The organism is Bacillus sp. AL-1R (assembly GCF_052180195.1).
GTDB lineage: Bacteria > Bacillota > Bacilli > Bacillales > Bacillaceae_G > Gottfriedia.
In genome coordinates this window covers 3707325-3725082 of sequence record NZ_CP197469.1, presented here as the reverse complement: position 1 = coordinate 3725082, position 17758 = coordinate 3707325, and the positions used below count along the sequence as shown (strand labels likewise).

The 17758-nt window shown below is 33.4% G+C and carries 15 protein-coding genes and 2 pseudogenes; 11 read left to right on the top strand and 6 right to left on the bottom strand.

Going from position 1 to position 17758, the window contains the following annotated elements; genetic code table 11:
- Nucleotides 1-78 precede the first annotated feature (78 nt).
- Both recX and ACSBO6_RS17990 read left to right on the top strand, forming a co-directional pair.
- The gene (gene recX / locus ACSBO6_RS17995) at nt 79-894 is read left to right on the top strand and encodes a recombination regulator RecX (RefSeq protein WP_098846463.1); all 816 of its coding nucleotides are present in this window, start codon (nt 79-81) and stop codon (nt 892-894) included.
- Between the two features lie 67 nt (nt 895-961).
- Nucleotides 962-1285 (top strand): YfhH family protein, encoded by a 324-nt coding sequence (locus ACSBO6_RS17990; protein ID WP_098846464.1) that lies wholly within the window; start codon nt 962-964, stop codon nt 1283-1285.
- Between the two features lie 17 nt (nt 1286-1302).
- On the opposite strand, the gene sspK is transcribed toward ACSBO6_RS17990, so the two are convergent.
- Nucleotides 1303-1458, bottom strand: coding sequence for a small acid-soluble spore protein K (gene sspK / locus ACSBO6_RS17985; protein WP_098846465.1), 156 nt, complete (start codon nt 1456-1458; stop codon nt 1303-1305).
- A 118-nt stretch (nt 1459-1576) separates the two neighbouring features.
- On the opposite strand from sspK, the gene ACSBO6_RS17980 reads away from it, so the two are divergent.
- The gene (locus ACSBO6_RS17980) at nt 1577-1855 is read left to right on the top strand and encodes a YfhJ family protein (RefSeq protein WP_498843748.1); all 279 of its coding nucleotides are present in this window, start codon (nt 1577-1579) and stop codon (nt 1853-1855) included.
- Nucleotides 1856-1895: 40 nt separating this feature from the next.
- Here the strand turns inward: ACSBO6_RS17980 and ACSBO6_RS17975 are convergent, their stop codons facing one another.
- Entirely contained in the window at nt 1896-2873 is a 978-nt protein-coding gene (locus ACSBO6_RS17975) for a metal-dependent hydrolase (protein ID WP_098846466.1), read from the bottom strand.
- Between the two features lie 86 nt (nt 2874-2959).
- Here ACSBO6_RS17975 and mutY point away from each other — a divergent pair, with 86 nt between their 5' ends.
- Entirely contained in the window at nt 2960-4057 is a 1098-nt protein-coding gene (mutY, locus tag ACSBO6_RS17970) for an A/G-specific adenine glycosylase (protein ID WP_098846467.1), read from the top strand.
- A 46-nt stretch (nt 4058-4103) separates the two neighbouring features.
- On the opposite strand, the gene yfhS is transcribed toward mutY, so the two are convergent.
- Nucleotides 4104-4328: a mother cell protein YfhS gene (gene yfhS, locus ACSBO6_RS17965; protein ID WP_098846468.1), complete on the bottom strand. Its 225-nt coding sequence runs from the start codon at nt 4326-4328 to the stop codon at nt 4104-4106.
- A gap of 132 nt (nt 4329-4460) precedes the next feature.
- On the opposite strand from yfhS, the gene ACSBO6_RS17960 reads away from it, so the two are divergent.
- From ACSBO6_RS17960 to ACSBO6_RS17945, 4 genes are all read left to right on the top strand, one after another.
- A complete protein-coding gene (locus tag ACSBO6_RS17960; RefSeq protein ID WP_098846469.1) occupies nt 4461-4655 on the top strand; it encodes a gamma-type small acid-soluble spore protein in 195 nt (64 codons plus the stop codon).
- A 310-nt stretch (nt 4656-4965) separates the two neighbouring features.
- Nucleotides 4966-5223, top strand: coding sequence for a YgaB family protein (locus tag ACSBO6_RS17955; protein WP_025671838.1), 258 nt, complete (start codon nt 4966-4968; stop codon nt 5221-5223).
- A 131-nt stretch (nt 5224-5354) separates the two neighbouring features.
- Nucleotides 5355-5885 (top strand): nucleoside tri-diphosphate phosphatase, encoded by a 531-nt coding sequence (gene ntdP / locus ACSBO6_RS17950; RefSeq protein WP_088014823.1) that lies wholly within the window; start codon nt 5355-5357, stop codon nt 5883-5885.
- A gap of 95 nt (nt 5886-5980) precedes the next feature.
- Nucleotides 5981-7741 (top strand): ABC transporter ATP-binding protein, encoded by a 1761-nt coding sequence (locus tag ACSBO6_RS17945; RefSeq protein ID WP_098846470.1) that lies wholly within the window; start codon nt 5981-5983, stop codon nt 7739-7741.
- A 112-nt stretch (nt 7742-7853) separates the two neighbouring features.
- Here the strand turns inward: ACSBO6_RS17945 and ACSBO6_RS17940 are convergent, their stop codons facing one another.
- The 3 genes from ACSBO6_RS17940 to ACSBO6_RS17930 form a co-directional block, all read right to left on the bottom strand.
- Nucleotides 7854-8951, bottom strand: coding sequence for an FUSC family protein (locus ACSBO6_RS17940; RefSeq protein ID WP_098846472.1), 1098 nt, complete (start codon nt 8949-8951; stop codon nt 7854-7856).
- A 949-nt stretch (nt 8952-9900) separates the two neighbouring features.
- Nucleotides 9901-14292, bottom strand: coding sequence for a glutamate synthase-related protein (locus ACSBO6_RS17935; protein ID WP_498843747.1), 4392 nt, complete (start codon nt 14290-14292; stop codon nt 9901-9903).
- A 92-nt stretch (nt 14293-14384) separates the two neighbouring features.
- Nucleotides 14385-15686: a glutamate-1-semialdehyde 2,1-aminomutase gene (locus tag ACSBO6_RS17930; protein WP_098846475.1), complete on the bottom strand. Its 1302-nt coding sequence runs from the start codon at nt 15684-15686 to the stop codon at nt 14385-14387.
- A gap of 272 nt (nt 15687-15958) precedes the next feature.
- Here ACSBO6_RS17930 and ACSBO6_RS17925 point away from each other — a divergent pair.
- The 3 genes and pseudogenes from ACSBO6_RS17925 to ACSBO6_RS17915 all read left to right on the top strand — a co-directional run.
- Nucleotides 15959-16748: pseudogene (locus ACSBO6_RS17925) on the top strand (ABC transporter ATP-binding protein); the annotation flags it as partial.
- Nucleotides 16749-16834: 86 nt separating this feature from the next.
- A pseudogene (locus ACSBO6_RS17920) lies at nt 16835-16972 on the top strand (daunorubicin ABC transporter ATP-binding protein); the annotation flags it as partial.
- A complete protein-coding gene (locus ACSBO6_RS17915; RefSeq protein WP_098846477.1) occupies nt 16965-17756 on the top strand; it encodes an ABC transporter permease in 792 nt (263 codons plus the stop codon). The pseudogene ACSBO6_RS17920 and the gene ACSBO6_RS17915, both read left to right, overlap by 8 nt.
- Nucleotides 17757-17758 lie beyond the last annotated feature (2 nt).

Genomic DNA, 17758 nt, shown 5'->3' with positions numbered 1-17758 from the left:
CACGCATCTCCTTAATACATAATATGATATTATTATTTTTATGTGTATATAAAAACAAAATTTATTTTGAGGTAAATTATGTCTATTATTACGAAAATTCAAGTTCAAAAATTAAATAAAGAACGATTTAATATTTACACAGATAGTGGTAATGGTGAAGAGTATGCGTTTAGTGTGGACGCTGATACTCTTGTTAAATTTAACATAAAAAAGGGTCAATCTTTTGAGCCATTTGAACTAGAAGAAATATTAAATGCTGATCAACTTAGAAAAGCATATCTTTCTAGCATTGTTTATTTATCTAGAATGATGAGAACAAAAAAAGAAATCGAACAATATTTAACGAAGCAAGAATTCTTAATTGATACAATACAAACTACAATTATCCGACTTGTAGAAGAAGGGTATATTAATGAAGAAAAATACGCTGAAAGTTATGTCCGTACGTCTATTAATACGACCTTAAAAGGACCAACAATCATTAAGAATGAATTACTAGCAAAAGGTATTCACAATACAGTAATCGAGAAAAGCTTATCTTTATTTTCAAAAGAAAAGCAGATTCAACATGCTACTTCACTTTGTCAAAAAAAGGTTTCTGCACTTTCGAAGTACTCAACAAATCAAAAAAAGGCAAAACTTGAAGAATTGCTGAGAAGAAAAGGATACTCCGCTAATATTACTTCGATTGCACTTGAAGAAACACACTATGAAAGTGAAGAAGATGATGAATTACAAGCTCTACTTATACACGCTAGAAAAGCAAAAAAGAAATATGAAAAATTAAGTGGCTGGGAATATACTCAAAAAATGAAAACAGTCCTATTTCGAAAAGGGTTCCCAATCGAACTAATTGAAAAAGCGATTTTAATATTAGAAGAGGAAGAATATTAAATAAATTGGTTGTCTGTTATTAGCTTGATATAATAAAAATATCTAAATGATTTAGAGGAGACTTAAAATGGAAATTCCAAAACGATATAGTGACTTAACGAAAGATGAATTAGTTCAAGAAATTAGCAATTTGAATCATCAAGCTAGAAAAGCTGAACAAATGGATATGATTAATGAACTTGAAGTAATACTTCGTAAAAAAACAATGGCTCAATCATATTTATTAGACGCAAGTCAATTTATTCCTGGTGAGCAGTATGAATTAATTGAAGAACCTGGTGTATTATTTATGATCACCTATATGAATGGTATTTTTGCTTGGGGCCATAAAAGCACTAGTGAAGAAGAAATAGGAATCCCAATCGCATTATTAAACAAACCAGGGAAGTAAAAACCCTGGTTATATTTCTACTCATCACGATTACTTTTTGCCATACGGTCCCGTGGATTTGTATTAATGCTCCCATTTGGACGTTTAGAAGCATTTTGTGATTTGTAATCTATATTACCATCAATAGCCATATCATGCTTTTGTTTTGAAAAACGTTCACTTTTTGTTGTCATTCTAATTACCCCCTAGTGATTAGTACTAATTGATGAAATGAACCATCATCAATATGATGACCATTTTGAATTAAGATATGAAGAGAATAAATGTTTAAAAATTGGAAGGTGTAATTATATGGAGAAATATTTAGAGCAATTAACTGAGCTATTGCTTAAAGAAAATAATCATTTAACATACTCACAAGCAAAAATTTGGGTTGAATGGTTATGGGAAGATTTTGAAGCTACTTATGCTAAAGCTGGAGAATATCATGGAGAACAAATGTCTAAAAAGGTTGTTCAACAATTTATTTTCCAATATGGAAAATATTTACATGAAACTGATATAAAAATTGCAAAGCCACCAGGTTTAGAAATTATTGAAACGAAAGAGAAGGATAATCTTCTTCATTAATTAGAAACCCTTAGCAAAAAATTGCTAAGGGTTATTTTTTTCAAGTTTCCACTTTTAATTTTTTCTGTAATTTTTTCTCACTAAAGATCCAGCCCGTGAATGAACTGATAATATGATGTTCATAATCAAATTTAACAACTGCAACAAATGGGTAGTATGTTTCGGTCCTGTACCTTAGATCGATTAGTCTTAATTCTTTATGGTCGTCATGCCCAATCAATTCCCAAATGTAAACTGGTGAAAATGCCAGAAATGATTTGACGTTTTCATCCTTAAAGGCTGCTTTTACGTCTTCAATTACTGGTAACGGGATTCTTTTAAATACGTCATGGATTTTAAAGATTCTTTTCTTTATTTTGCCAACGTAATGATGAGTATCTGTACTTGCTACAATATGATAATGAGTGTATTTTATAGAAGGTGAAACATAGACACGTTTTACATCTGGTAATTTTTTTGTGACTGTTTGAATCACGATTTGTTTTTGTCGATATCTAAATGCATAGTAAAAAATCATAATGAAATAAAGCATGACACAGATCGGACCAGCTCTGAAATGAAAAATGACAAAAGGAACTCCAGCTAAATGGATCGCAAAAATTATTGGATCGAAAGTGTTGATGATGCCAAAAGCAATCCAACGTTTTGAAAATGGCCTTAATGCCTGGGTTCCGTAGGCATTAAATAAATCAACGAATACGTGCACACTTACTGCCAGGAATGACCAGAATAAATAGAGTCCAAAATGTTCGTTATGGTTAAATAATGTCATAAGTGCAGAAAGTGATAATGTCCATAAAATGACTGCTGGTATTGAATGCGTAATTCCACGATGATGTTTTAAATATTTTGCGTTATTTCTTAATTTTAATATCGTGTCACTGTCAGGTAATTGTGATCCGATGATTGTTGTTAATAAGAGTGAGTTTGTCAAATGTGGGTCATGTAGGACAATTGGACTCAGGGTTGCTAATCCGCCAAGTGTAAATCCCATTACAAGATGAGTACCAGTATCCATTTAGTTCCTCCCTTTACTTACCCTTTTAATTTTTATAGTATGGACTATTAACAAAAACATATAGATGTTAGAGAAAGGTATAAGTTATGAATAATGATTTAAATAAGACATTAGAAGTTTTCCCCAAAAATGACTTTAAAAATAATTTAGTTGATTGGTTTTTAGCAGAACAGAGAGATTTGCCGTGGAGAAAGAATAAAGACCCATATCGAGTATGGGTTTCAGAAATAATGCTTCAACAAACACGTGTAGATACAGTAATTCCTTTTTATAATAAGTTTATGCAAAATTTCCCTACTATTGCTGACTTGGCCAATGCCGAGGAAGAAAAAGTACTAAAAGCATGGGAAGGACTTGGTTATTATTCTAGAGCTAGAAATTTGCAATCAGCTGTACGTGAAGTCCATGTAGAGTATGCTGGAAAAGTACCAGATACGCCGGAATTAATAAGCAAATTAAAAGGCGTAGGACCATATACTGCTGGAGCGATCCTTAGTATTGCGTACGGTAAACCAGAGCCAGCGGTTGATGGGAATGTAATGAGGGTATTATCTAGAATCTTAACAATTTGGGAAGATATAGGTATCCCTAAAAACCGAAAAATTTTTGAACAAGCTGTAAGAGCTTTAATTAGTTATGAAGATCCGTCAGCTTTTAATCAAGGTTTAATGGAGCTTGGTGCTTTAATTTGTACACCAACAAATCCTGCATGTTTACTTTGTCCCGTGAGAGAACAATGTAAAGCTTTTGAAACTGGAGTTGTGAATGAATTACCTATAAAAAGTAAAAAGAAGGCACCAAAACCAATTAATTTAGCAGTTGGTGTCATTAAAAATAGAAATAATCAATATTTAATTCAACAAAGACCTTCTAGTGGATTACTTGCTAATATGTGGGAGTTTCCAACTGCTGAATTACAATCAACAATTTTATCTAAAACTGACACGCTCCGATTTTTCTTAAATCAAGAATTGCAATTAGAAGTAGAAGAGTTATCTTACCAATTTAATATTGAGCATGTTTTTTCACATCTTGTATGGAAAATGGATGTATATATCGGAAATGCCGTAAATGAAGGTAGTTTATCAAGTAATCAGAAATGGGTAACTTTGGATGAGTGTAAAGAGTTGCCATTTCCGGTCGTGCATCAAAAAATTTATCAGCAAATCGAAAAGCTTCTGTAATGAAATAACCCCCTAACAAATAGTTAGGGGGTACTTTATCATTTAATTAGTCTATAGTAGGGCGAGTACCACTAGTCCAATCTGCCTCATTTCTATGAAGACCACCACGTGATTCAATTTCTTTTATGATTTCTTTTTGCATTGTGTTACCTTCAATATTTAAATAGCCAGTAATTTGTTGTAATGAATGATGATAGTATTCCAATTCACTATCTTTCCACTCAGTTTTTGGAGTCATTGATAATTCTGAAAGATCTCTGCCAACGTACATAATAAGCCTCCTTCTATTTTCTTCTCGTAGTTTTCCACTCGATGAGTTCATTAAACAAAAAAATTAAAAGTAAAGTTTTTTACATATTACCCCGACTAATGGACATCATATTATTCGTGGAGGTGATAAATCATGAACAACAAAAACAATCAATTCAACGCTGGAAAAACAGCATCTGGAACTAACATTGGAAAAGTTAAACAACAAAACCAAAGTTTTGGACAAGAGTTTTCAAGTGAAACTGATGTTCAAGCAGTAAGAGAAGCAAATGCAAAATCTGCACAAAAAGCTTCTTCTGGTAACTTTGGACAACAAAACCAACAATAATGCCTTAAAAAAGGAATTACTAGAAGTGCGCTGTTGATGAACGAGTTAGTAAGTAAAGAAACTTACCTTTGCTAATTCATCTTCCTGTCTGATGAGAGATCATGCAGTCTAGTTGTTATAAAGAACGTTCAAAAAGAGCACCCTTATATGAAGGGTGCTCTTTTACCTACGAATAATTTATGTCCAACACTTTAAATCCACATAGAATGATTAATTTCTTCTCAATAGTCAAATATCGTCAAATGTAGTCAAAGGGATTATGTTAGTTTTCAAGAAATAGTGTAATAATGAAATAAGGATGGTGAATGGTATGCAAGTATTCGATGAATTGGTAAGTCGTCAGCTTGAAACAATGGATCAGTTAATAAAAATTCAAGAAGAAATTGAACGATGTCAAGAAATTGAAAACCAACTATTTGAATTAGAGGATTTGTCAAAATTATCTTCTATCCAAGATGAAATACATATAATGAGATCTGAATTAAAAGCTATCCAAGACACCTTTTTAATCCAAACACAGCAAATAATTAAATCTTTCTCAGATGAGAGGAAAATTGCATTAAAATAAAAAAAACAATGGGGCATTTTACCAAATTAAACGCCCTTTTGTTTAAAAATGGATAAGAACTAGTTATAATAGAAGTGTAAAGTATAAATAAAGTGTTGAAATGCGTCCACACTAGAAAGAAGGGAGAAACAATGAACGTTCCCAAACCAGGAGAAAAAATACAAATACATAGTTACAAACATAATGGACATATTCATCGTATATGGGAAGAGACAACCATTTTAAAAGGGACGCAGCAGTTAGTAATTGGCGCAAATGATCGCACGCTTGTAACTGAATCGGACGGTAGAACATGGGTTACGCGAGAGCCAGCAATTTGTTACTTTGATATGGATTATTGGTTTAATGTCATCGGAATGATTAGAGAAGATGGAGTTTATTATTACTGTAATATTAGCTCACCATTCGTCTTTGAAGATGGTGCCATTAAGTATATTGACTATGATCTAGATATTAAAGTTTTTCCAGATATGACTTACGTGCTGTTAGATGAAGATGAATATGAGAATCATCGACAAATAATGAATTATCCTCCTATTATTGACCCGATTTTAAAAAAGAACTTAGGTTATTTAAAGGAATTAATTCATCAAAGAAAAGGGCCGTTTGCTACCGATTTTATTGATAATTGGTATGAACGATTCTTAATGTATCGTGATTAATAGAAACTGTTGAGCGGACTTAGTTTTTTGAGAATCAATCATCTCAAAAAGATTGCTCAACAGTTTCTTTTTGAATGATCTGAAAGGATGAAAATATGGGAAGTATTAAACGTTATTTAAAATTTGTTAAACCATATCGATTTCATATATTTTTAACGATTGCAATCGGAATCGTTAAATTTGGTATCCCATTGATATTACCGTTTTTATTAAAATATGTAGTTGATAACATCATTAATTCATCTTTACCAATTGCAACTAAAAGCTCACATCTTATCTACATCATGCTAATTGCATTTGGAATTTTTGTGATTGTAAGACCACCAATAGAGTATTTCAGACAGTACTATGCTCAATATATCGGTAGTCGAATTTTATTTGACATTAGGGATCATTTATTTAAACATTTACAAAAATTAAGCTTAAGGTATTATGCTAATGCAAAGACAGGTGAAGTTATTTCACGAGTTATAAATGACGTTGAATCGACTAAAGACTTTGTTATTACTGGGCTAATGAATGTTTGGTTAGATTTAATTACAATCTTAATTACAGTTACAATCATGTTATCAATGGATGTAAAGTTAACGCTTGTATCATTAATTGTTTTGCCATTTTACACAATAGCAGTAAAGTACTTTTTCGGTCGACTTCGGTTTTTGACACGTCAAAGATCTCAAGCTTTAGCTGTTTTACAGGGCTTTTTAACTGAAAGAATTCAGGGGATGCAAGTAACACGAAGTTTTGCATTGGAAGATTATGAAAGTGGGCTATTTAAAGAAAAAAATGGTGAGTTTTTAGATCGTGCCCTTAAGCATACAAGCTGGAATGCGAGTACATTTACAATTATTAATACATTAACTGATATTGGACCATTATTAATTATCGGATTTTCTGCATATCAAGTCATTCATGGTCAATTAACACTTGGTGAGATGGTAGCATTTGTTGGATATATTGATCGTTTATATGATCCACTTAGAAGATTAGCTAATTCTTCAACATCATTAACACAATCGTTTGCATCAATGGATCGTGTCTTTGAACTAATGGATGAAAAGTATGACATTGTTAATCGGGATAATCCAACTTATGCAAAGAAATTAGATGGGCAAATACACTTTAATCACGTTTCTTTTCAATATAATGCCGCTGATGAAGAGGTTATACAAGATGTAACTTTTCAAATTGAACCTGGTCAAAAGATTGCACTGGTTGGATCGAGTGGTGGTGGAAAGTCTTCGTTAGTTAGTTTAATACCACGTTTTTATGACGTAACAAAAGGATCCATTAAAATTGATGGTGTCGACATAAGGGATTATGATTTAAAAAGTATGCGGGAAAAAATCGGTATCGTTTTACAAGACAATTTTCTATTTAGTGATACCGTTAAAGCGAATATTCATTATGGGAATCCGAATGCTAGTGAAGAAGAAATTATTGCAGCCGCCAAAGCAGCCAATGCACATGAATTTATCATGAGTCTACCAGATGGATATGACACGCTTGTTGGGGAAAGAGGAGTAAAACTTTCTGGAGGTCAAAAACAACGTGTGGCAATTGCTCGTGTATTTTTAAGAAATCCTTCTATTCTAATATTTGATGAAGCTACTTCAGCTCTTGATTTAGAAAATGAAAAATATATCCAAGACGCAATTCATGAACTAGCAAAGAACCGTACAACAATATTTATTGCACATAGATTATCTACCATTACACATGTAGATAAAATCGTTTATATTGATCAAGGTCATATTGTCGAAATTGGTTCTCATGAGGAATTAATGGCTAAAAAAGAAGCTTACTATCATTTGTTTGAAATTCAAAATTTAGAAACTAGTTCGAGTTCGGTATAGAAGATAGGCACAAAGAAATTCTTTGTGCTTTTTTATTTGAAGAAGCATGCTTACTTAGTGAATTTTCCGTTTTTCAATTTAAAAATAAAAAGCCTCCATAATGTGGAGGCTTTTACATTGTTTCAACCTGTTCAACTTGAACTTGGTATTCTTTATGATAAGTTTGATGGCTATCAACGAGTGTATTTAAATGCTGAACATTTTCACTATATTCTAAAATGGCAGAAACGACTCGGAATAAATGGAACCATGTTTTTTGTTTTTCTTCGTCATTAAGATCATGGTGGTCCAAGAATGCCTTTGTTAATTTATCTTTTAATATGTTTTCTTCTCTATGAAATGGAGCATTATGATCTAAGTTTACTTTACCGATTAATTTCATTAAAGCATGTTCGTGAAATTGCATTAAGCATGTTAGTTCATTTTTTACTAAATCTTGGAACTCTTTCGGAGATGCATTAATTTCATATTCTAATCGGTTTAAAGCTTTTAACGTATCAAATGCGTTATCGGCTGTGACAAGCATTTGTCTAAACAATACGATTTTACGAGATTTTTCATGCTCTTTTTTCTTACGCCCAACAAGAATGATACGATCTTCTCTGTATAAACGATATATTTTTGTAATATTTCTCATCATATCTTTTAATTGATAAATTTCATCTTTTAATCCATTATGACTGACAGTTTTGTGTAGAGCCATCATCATTAATTTATTTGTTTGTTCAGTAATCGAAATCATGCCACGAGATAATTTTTTTTCATAATTTGGAGGCATTAAGAAAATATTTACAAATGAAGCGGCTAAAACCCCAATCGTTACTGCCATAATACGATCGAATGTAAAAATGGCAAAGTGTTCTGTACTTGTACTTACTTCCATAATAACGACTACAGTAACTAATGTTGTAGCAATTGTATTTTCGAGTTTTAGTTTTAATGTAATGATAATCACGAGAATACATGTAAATCCTATAATTACTGGATTATTTCCTAGAGTAATCACTGCAATAATTGCCAGTATCGCACCAATCAAGTTAGCTTGAAGTTGTTCAATTAACGATTTATATGATTGGTTTACTGATGATTTTAATGCTGAAATAGCAGAGATACCTGCAATTGAAGCTGTTGTTAAATCAAAAAACATCGCGCTATAAATGGCGAGCGTAATAGCTATACCAGTTTTTAGAACACGCGCTCCTAATCTCATTGTATTACTCCTTTTTGTTTGTCTAGCTTAAAGCTTGTAATGAAATATGAACGTTTAACTATATTACTACTAAACTACTATTTATTACATCGAGATTTTTTAAAAATTGCTTCAATAAAAGTAACTTTTATTTTTTCTCGTGTAACATCATGTAACTATACAATGAACTACTCGTATTATCAATACAATTTTTTAAGAAATTTTGTTTATTATTTGAACGAGAAAAAAGATTAAATTATTAGTTAAATTTAAAGATTTCGAACTTAGAAATGAAAAGGCTTTATCAATCGATACGGTGGTAGAACCATGAAAAAAGAAGCGAAATTTTTCGCTTCTTTTTCACGCTGTTGAAAAAAATTGTCAATTAAATTTTGATAAGTAAGTTGTGTCTCAGTGATTTCCACTACAGGTTGCTCGCTTTCCATGGGGCGAGATTCTTTAGCCTCCTCGACGTGCGCCTGTGGGGTCTCAGCCTTCCCGCATCTCCCATAGGAGCCCGGCACCCTTTCGTTCCAATCATTTTCTTTATGAAAAAGAATAATCTTAAAAACAATAGAATAGTCAATTAAACGAATGAATTTCACATTATTCATCAAGATCAAAATGAAACTAATAATAATAATACTTACACATCTTTAAAATATTGATTGTCAAAGAGAAAATATTTTAATTTTTGAGTTAATTTAAACATTTATATTTCAATTAAATAAGATGACATAAAAACAATAAAAATACTATTTTTCCTTGAAATTCATATGGTATTCTAATTTTTCAATATTGAATACAATATATTTCAACACTCTGAAAAAGAGGCTGTCTCAAAAGCCCTGTTTGATTAAAAAACCGACAAATTAAAAATGCAAGAATGCTGTTAAATCAACATTCTTGCGTTTTGTTTTTTAAATTTCAAGGCTGAAATCTACTTTTTTTGACTGCCTCTTTTTTTAAATCATTCAGTTGAAACAGATGGATCAGCTTGTTCTTTTTTAGGTTTAATTTGCAAGAAGTTTTGTTCAATATTGTCTAATAAACTTTGAACAAATACAGCTTCTTCATGTTGATTATGTTGAGTTAGAAGTGAAATATATTTCTCTAACAATTCATTTAGATCGTTTTTTCCTGTTTCATCAACCGGTACAATACTCACACTTGCACCTTTTGCAATTCGATTTTGGTAAGCTTCCTTAGTAAGACCTAATTCAGGTGAGCTTCGCACGTAAATCACTCCGCCTGTCATACCTGCACACATCCATGGACCTGGATCTCCTAGAACAACTGCACGACCACCAGTCATATATTCAAAAGCAAAGCCGTTTATATTTGCTTTTGCACCAAGGCGAGTTTTCTGTGAAATAGGTTGACTAGATTGATTACGGCCTCCAATTACTACATCGGCTCCTGATAATCGAATGCCTGCTCGTGAGTCTGCATTACCTTGGATAAAGAATTGTCCTTTTTGTGCTCCATATGCAAAGCATTTTCCGACTGAACCACCAAAGTATTGACCGTTAGCACCTAAAGCTTTACTAATAAAAATCGTTCCACCAAAGGCAGTTTTCGCGACACCATCCTGAGCTCCGCCTTGGACGAATACAGAATAATCTTCCACTGTATAGGTTCCTAAACCGTTACCAGGAATAGATTGATCCTCAAAGCTAATCTCGACAGGGGATGTTACACCTTGTGTTTGTTTTTTAACTACTAGATCATGGATTAATAAGCTACCGGCATGACGATATTCATTATCAACCTTTGCATAAACTCCAACGTCATTACTTTGAAGTACTTTAGCAGATTCTCCATTCGAGAGAATATATTCTTTAGTCTCAATTTTATTAGTAGATAATAAATTTGTTAAACTTAGCGTATCTAAAAATCTTGTTTGTTTTAGGAATTCAGTTTTACCGACAAGATCTTGTGCATTTTTTACCCCTAGTGAACCAACAACCACTTGTAATTCATTTTTGAATGCAGTGAAGAATTGTACTAAATTTGTTACAGCTGTTTCAAGTTGTCTAGGTGTGAATTTTCTTAAACCGTGGCGCATTGCTTCGATTTCTGATTCGATTTGTGTTGCAATACCAACGTGGCATGTATCTAAATGACAACCACGACAAGTCGTACAACCGATTGCAATCATAGATAAAGTTCCAAAGCCGATTCGGTTTGCACCTATAATCATCATTTTTACTACATCATTTACGCTTTTCATTCCGCCATCTGCCCAAATCTCGACAGAATTTCGTAAACCAGATTCTAGTAGTGCATTGTGTGCTGCACGAACACCTATTTCAACTGGTAAACCTACATTTTGAATGGCATGAACACGGGCAGCACCAGTCCCTCCATCAAAGCCACTGATATTAATAAAGTTTGCACCCGCTTTTGCAATACCGACAGCAATTGTGCCAATGTTTGGAACAACTGGGACTTTTACAGCTACTTTTGCTTTAGGATTAACAGCTTTAATTTCGCTAATCATTTGAGCTAAATCCTCAATTGAATAAATATCATGATTATTTGAAGGTGAAATTAAATCAGAACCAAGTGTTGCATTTCTCGTTTCTGCAATTTTTTGTGTAACCTTTGAAGCAGGTAAATGACCACCTTCACCAGGTTTTGCACCTTGACCTATCTTAATTTCAATTAAGTTAGACGAGTGAAGTAAATTAGCATTAACTCCGAATCGCCCTGAAGCAATTTGCTGTCCACGAGTATTTGGATATTTTCCAATCATATCTTGGATTTCTCCGCCTTCACCATTTAAGCTGATCATGTTTAATCGATTAGCGCCTTCAGCGTATGCTCTAAAGGCAACCTCATTTTGAGATCCAAAGGACATTGAACTGATAATAAACGGTAGTGAGTGAGTTCCTATTTCTAATGAAACCTGACTTGAATCTACTGGGTCACTACTCTCAACTAAAGAAAGCGCATGACGTACTGCAGTTGGTCGCTCTTCTTCAATTTGATTTAATTTTTGACGGTATGTTTCATAACTACCCGATTGTGCTGTTTCTCCTATAGCTTTCCAAATTCGAGGGAATACGTGGAAAGACTTTGGCATTGCTGCGTTATTTGCGTTGTAATCTTCAGAACGTTTTTTCGAATCAGCCTCTAATAAATTATATCCGGAAACTGTTTGATCACCGAAGAAATTTATTACGCCTAATGACGAAGCGATATCTTCTTGTAAACCAATGCTACTGAACATTTTTGCATAACCTCGTAGTTCATGCATACCGATTGTTGAAATAACTTTTTCGATTCCTTTATTTAATACATCATATAGTTTGACTATTTTCTCTGGTGATTCCAATTCGGAAATTGTTCCAAAAAGGAAATGAGGATTAATTGCATCTGCGCCTAAACCTTTCATCACCATTAAATCGTGAAGATTACGGACTGCAGCTGTCTTTAAGACAATCGAACAGTTTCTTCTTAACTTAGCATTCACAAGTCCATTATGGATTATTGCTGTAATAAGAGCTGGATCAATCCAGTATTGATTATTCTTATGAGCTTCTTCATCCGTTATAACAATACATTCTGCACCATTTTTTACAGCTTCTACTGCTTCGTATTTATATTGAGACAATGTTTCTTCTAATGGCAAATTAGAAAATGTACTTTGAATGGTATAAAGTTTATTTTCTAATTGATATAAATTTAGAATTTCTTCATATGAAATTTGTTGACGACTAGCTTTTAGTGTATTTCCTACAAAACCATCACCTACTATTGGAGAAGGGAGTTGTAGAACAATTCCTGATTCTTTCTTTGCAATGGATGGTCTTTTTCCTAATAGTATAGAAATAGAGAAATGCTCTGTTTCACGATCACGATCGATTGCAGGGTTCGTTACGACTGCAACTGTTTCTTTCATAAAGTCAGAAAGATTTTTTCGAGTTTCATCTAAACATGCTAGTGGTGCGTCATGCCCTAATGAACGAATAGGTTCTGCGCCTTTTTCTGCCATTTGTTCAACTAATTGAATTTGCTCCTTTTGCCATCCAAATGCTCCATATTCAAACGGATGAATTGAAGGAGGTGAGTGTTCAACGTAATCAGCTAAATTTGCTTCTTGATTTGCTAGATTCATTGTTAATTTTTCGTTTAGTTTACTTGTAACGAAATGCGTTAACTCACGGTGTGTTAATAGTTGAGCACGATCTTTTAATAAATTAATACCAACTTTTTCTCCAGGTGAAAGGGCATGTGGCTCAGTTATAAATAATTCTGGAGAAAGGATGCCTTGCTCAGAAGAAAATACATAATAATCATTTGTTTCAAGTAACCAGACAGGGCGTAAACCTAAAGCGTCGACACTAGCAACAAATTCATTTCCTTCTCTTGTAAGTATACCCGCTGGACCTTGACAATATGGACCGAATGTACTTCGAATTGTATTGTAAATGGAGTTTACTTCTGGATCTGATTCATATTCTGCAGGTACAGGCGGGAATAAAAGTTCCATTGCTTCTTTCAAAGAGTAGTTATATTTATGAATTAGCGTCTCGAGTGTTATGTTTACATCTTGTGAATCACTATTTCCATGCAAAATATTTGCGCCAATTTGTTTTGCTTCAATTCTTAATTGTTCGATTGTATTAATTTCTCCATTATGTGCAAGTATGCTAAATGGCTGAACTCTTGAAAACGATGAAGAAGTATTTGTTGAGTATCGGTTATGTCCAACTACTACTGATGATTGAAAATTAGGGTCTTGCAAATCTGAATAGTATGACAATAACGTGTCGATTGTTCCCATTACTTTATAAACGCAAGTTGATTGACTAAGCGATACGACAGTTGTGTTAGTTTTGTTTGTAATAATATTTGTTAATTCAAAAAGGCTTGTGTTTTGACGATTTTTAATTGGAAGTAATGCAACTTGTAAGAATTCGGGTTCTACTTCTCTAGCGATCGGTCCAAGTGCTAATGTACAAGTTTGGTCAAAACTATGATATAAAGTTTCAAAACCATTCTCTTCAAAAATTTGAAGCAAAGTTTGTAATTCTGATTTTTCATCTAAAAAGAAATGTCCGACTGTAAATGAAGGGTGTGAAACGACTTCTGGACTAATTCCTACTGATGTAAGTTTTTCTTGCCAAAGTAGAGTAGGGATGTCGGTCTGAATGCCTACACCATCACCTTCACCGTTTGTAAATCCTGCTCGGTGATTCATTTTTCGTAAACTTTCGGCAGCCATATCGACCGTATCTCTTGTTGGAGTGATCGAACGATTGATAAAAGCAACGATCCCACATGCATCGTGTTCGTGATTGTAATAATCTCTAAATAAACTTGGTGACCATTCTGTTTTTGGTTGAAATTTCATTTAACTACCTCCTAAAAATGTAAAAAATTGATTATTCAGAATTAACTATGTATGAATAGAGGTCACTTCAAGTTGTAGTGACCTCAGATATATCATAGTTTAATCGTAGATAATTTTAAGAACGCATTCCCAACAGCGTTAATTGTTTTTTGAACATCTTGTTCAGTGTGAGCTGTAGTTAAGAACCAAGCTTCATATTTTGATGGTGCTAGATTAATTCCTTCTTCTAAAAGAAGTTTGAAAAATCTACCGAAAACTTCTCCATCTGCTTCTTTTGCTTCTTCATAATTCGTTACTTCGTCAACATTGAAATAAACTGTTAAAGCACCTTTTAAGCGGTTAATTTTTATATGGATGTTGTGCTCATCTGCTTTTTCTTGAATACCTTTTTCAAGAATAGCACCTAGACGATCCAATTCTTCGTAGACACCTTCTTGTTGTAATACTTCAAGACATGCAATACCAGCTGCGATTGATGCTGGGTTACCGGCCATCGTACCAGCTTGATATGCAGGACCAAGCGGGGCAACTGTTTCCATAATTTCTTTTTTACCGCCATAAGCTCCAATCGGTAATCCGCCGCCGATAATCTTTCCAAGAGCTGTTAAGTCAGGTTCAATTCCTAATAGGTTTTGTGCACCTCCATACATAAATCTGAAGGCAGTAATTACTTCATCATAAATGACTAATGCACCATGATTGTGCGTAATTTCATTAACAGCTTCTAGGAATCCTTCTTTTGGTTCAACGATTCCGAAGTTCCCAACAATTGGCTCAACAAGTACGCCAGCTACTTCATGTCCCCATTTTTCCATTGTTTCTGCATATGCTTTAATGTCATTAAATGGAACTGTAATAACTTCATTAGCGATACTTTGTGGTACACCAGCTGAATCAGGAGTACCTAGAGTAGATGGTCCAGAGCCTGCAGCAACAAGTACTAAATCTGAATGGCCGTGATAGCATCCAGCAAATTTAACGATCTTAGTACGACCGGTGTATGCTCTTGCTACACGAATGGTTGTCATTACAGACTCAGTACCGGAATTTGTAAATCTAACTTTATCCATACTAGGAATCGCTTCTTTTAGCATTTTGGCGAATTGTACTTCTAGTTCATGAGGCGTACCGTAAAGAACACCATTTTCTGCTGCTTTAGTGATTGCAGCTGTAATATGTGGGTGAGCATGGCCAGTGATAATAGGACCATATGCTGCTAAATAATCTATATATTGATTGCCATCAACATCCCAAAAATATGCGCCTTTTGCACGCTTCATTGTGACAGGAGCTCCGCCACCAACTGCTTTAAACGATCTTGAAGGACTGTTAACTCCTCCAACGATATGTTCTAAAGCTTCATTATGTATTTCAATTGACTTTTGATTATTCATGGAGTACCTCCCATTATTGATAAAAAAATGAAAGAATTTAACCGGCATCTTTACATTATTTATGTGGTTAAATTACATTCTAGCACGAAATTTTAGCGCGTGGTAAATGTAAGCCTTTACAAGTTGAAAAGAAATTTGAACATTTTGTAGAATCCAGATTTTTCAATAAAATAGTCCGAAAAAATTGGAAACTACATTCTAGTACTTTTTTATTGTACTTAGTTCGTATTTCAAATACACTAAGCGACGGAATAAAAAATGGAGGCAGTCTTATGGAAAACATAATTGAAGTTCAAAACTTGCATAAAGAATTTAAAACTTTCTTGAGTCGCTCTGGTGTAAAAGGTGCATTTAGAGATTTGTTTACAAGAAATTATAGAACAAAAACAGCCGTTAATAATATAAGCTTTTCGGTAAAAAAAGGAGAAATGATGGCTTATATAGGAGAGAATGGTGCAGGGAAGTCGACTACTATTAAAATGTTGACGGGAATACTAACACCTACTTCTGGTGATGTAACCGTTAATGGTTACCACCCTCAAAAAGATCGAGAGCGTTTTGTTAAATCAATAGGCGTCGTATTCGGTCAAAGATCTCAATTATGGTGGGATATTGCTGTACAAGAATCTTTTCGATTACTAAAAAAAGTTTATCAAATACCGGATAAACAATATGAAGAACATATGGGGTATATCATTAAGACATTGGATATTGAGCCTTTATTAGACCAACCTGTAAGAAAGTTATCTTTAGGTCAAAGAATGAGATGTGAATTAGCAGCTGCATTAATTCATAATCCTCCTTTATTATTTTTGGATGAACCAACAATTGGTCTAGATGTATTAGTCAAATTAAAAATTCGCGAGTTTTTAAAAGAGTTAAACCAAAAATATGGAACTACTATTCTTTTAACGACCCATGATATTTCTGATATTGAGGCACTTTGTGAACGAGTAGTTATGTTGGATGAAGGAAAAATCATTTATGATGGAAAACTTGAACAGTTAAAAGGTCAATGGGGAGAAGAGAAAGAAATTCAATTCCAGTTTATTAAGCCTGTAAATCATACCTCATTAAATGAATTAATCGGACGAACAGATGTTAAATGGAAGGAAGAAGAAGGCGAAAATATTTGGAGTGTTACATTACCGAATGATGAAACGCTCATTTCTATGATTATTGCGAAAGTTGTTCAATCAAATCCTGTTAAAGATATGAAGATGTTAGAAATTTCTACAGAAGAAATTATACGAAATATCTACCAAGAAGGTATTAGTAATGAGTAAGTATATGGAAATCATTCGAATCCGTTTTTTAATGATGTTAGCGTATCGTACGAATTATTACACTGGGATTGTTATTTATACAATCAATATAGGCGCTTATTTCTTTTTATGGAAGGCGATTTATGGTCACCAAGGGTCAATTCAAGGTGTTTCAGTTAACCAGATGACTACTTATGTAGCGATTGCTTGGATGGCAAGGGCGTTTTATTTTAATAATCTTGATCGTGAAATTGCTGAAGAAATTGTAGAAGGTAAAGTAGCAATCGAACTTATTAGACCTTATAACTATTTACTAACAAAAGTGATGCAAGGATTAGGTGAGGGGATTTTTAGATTCTTTTTCTTTTCAATTCCAGGCTTTATAATCGTTGCTTTAATTTTTCGTTTGGATGTTTCATTTAATTTAAAAACTTTAGGTTTATTTTTACTTGCATCGATTTTCAGCTTTGCAATTAATACACAATTGAATTTATTAACAGGGTTAATGGCATTCTTCCTTCAAAATAATATGGGATTTATTCAAGCTAAACGTGTCATTATTGATTTGTTTTCAGGTTTAACGATTCCGATCACATTCTTTCCGGTTTGGGCACAAGATGTAATGAAGTATTTACCATTTCAAGGAATCAGCTATATTCCTAGTATGATTTTTGCCCATGGCATAAAAGGCGAATTGATTTTAAGAGGCCTTTTATTTCAAGTAATTTGGATTGTTATTTTATGTATCCCTATTACTCTTATATGGTATAAAGCGAAAAAGCATCTTGTTATACAGGGAGGTTAAAG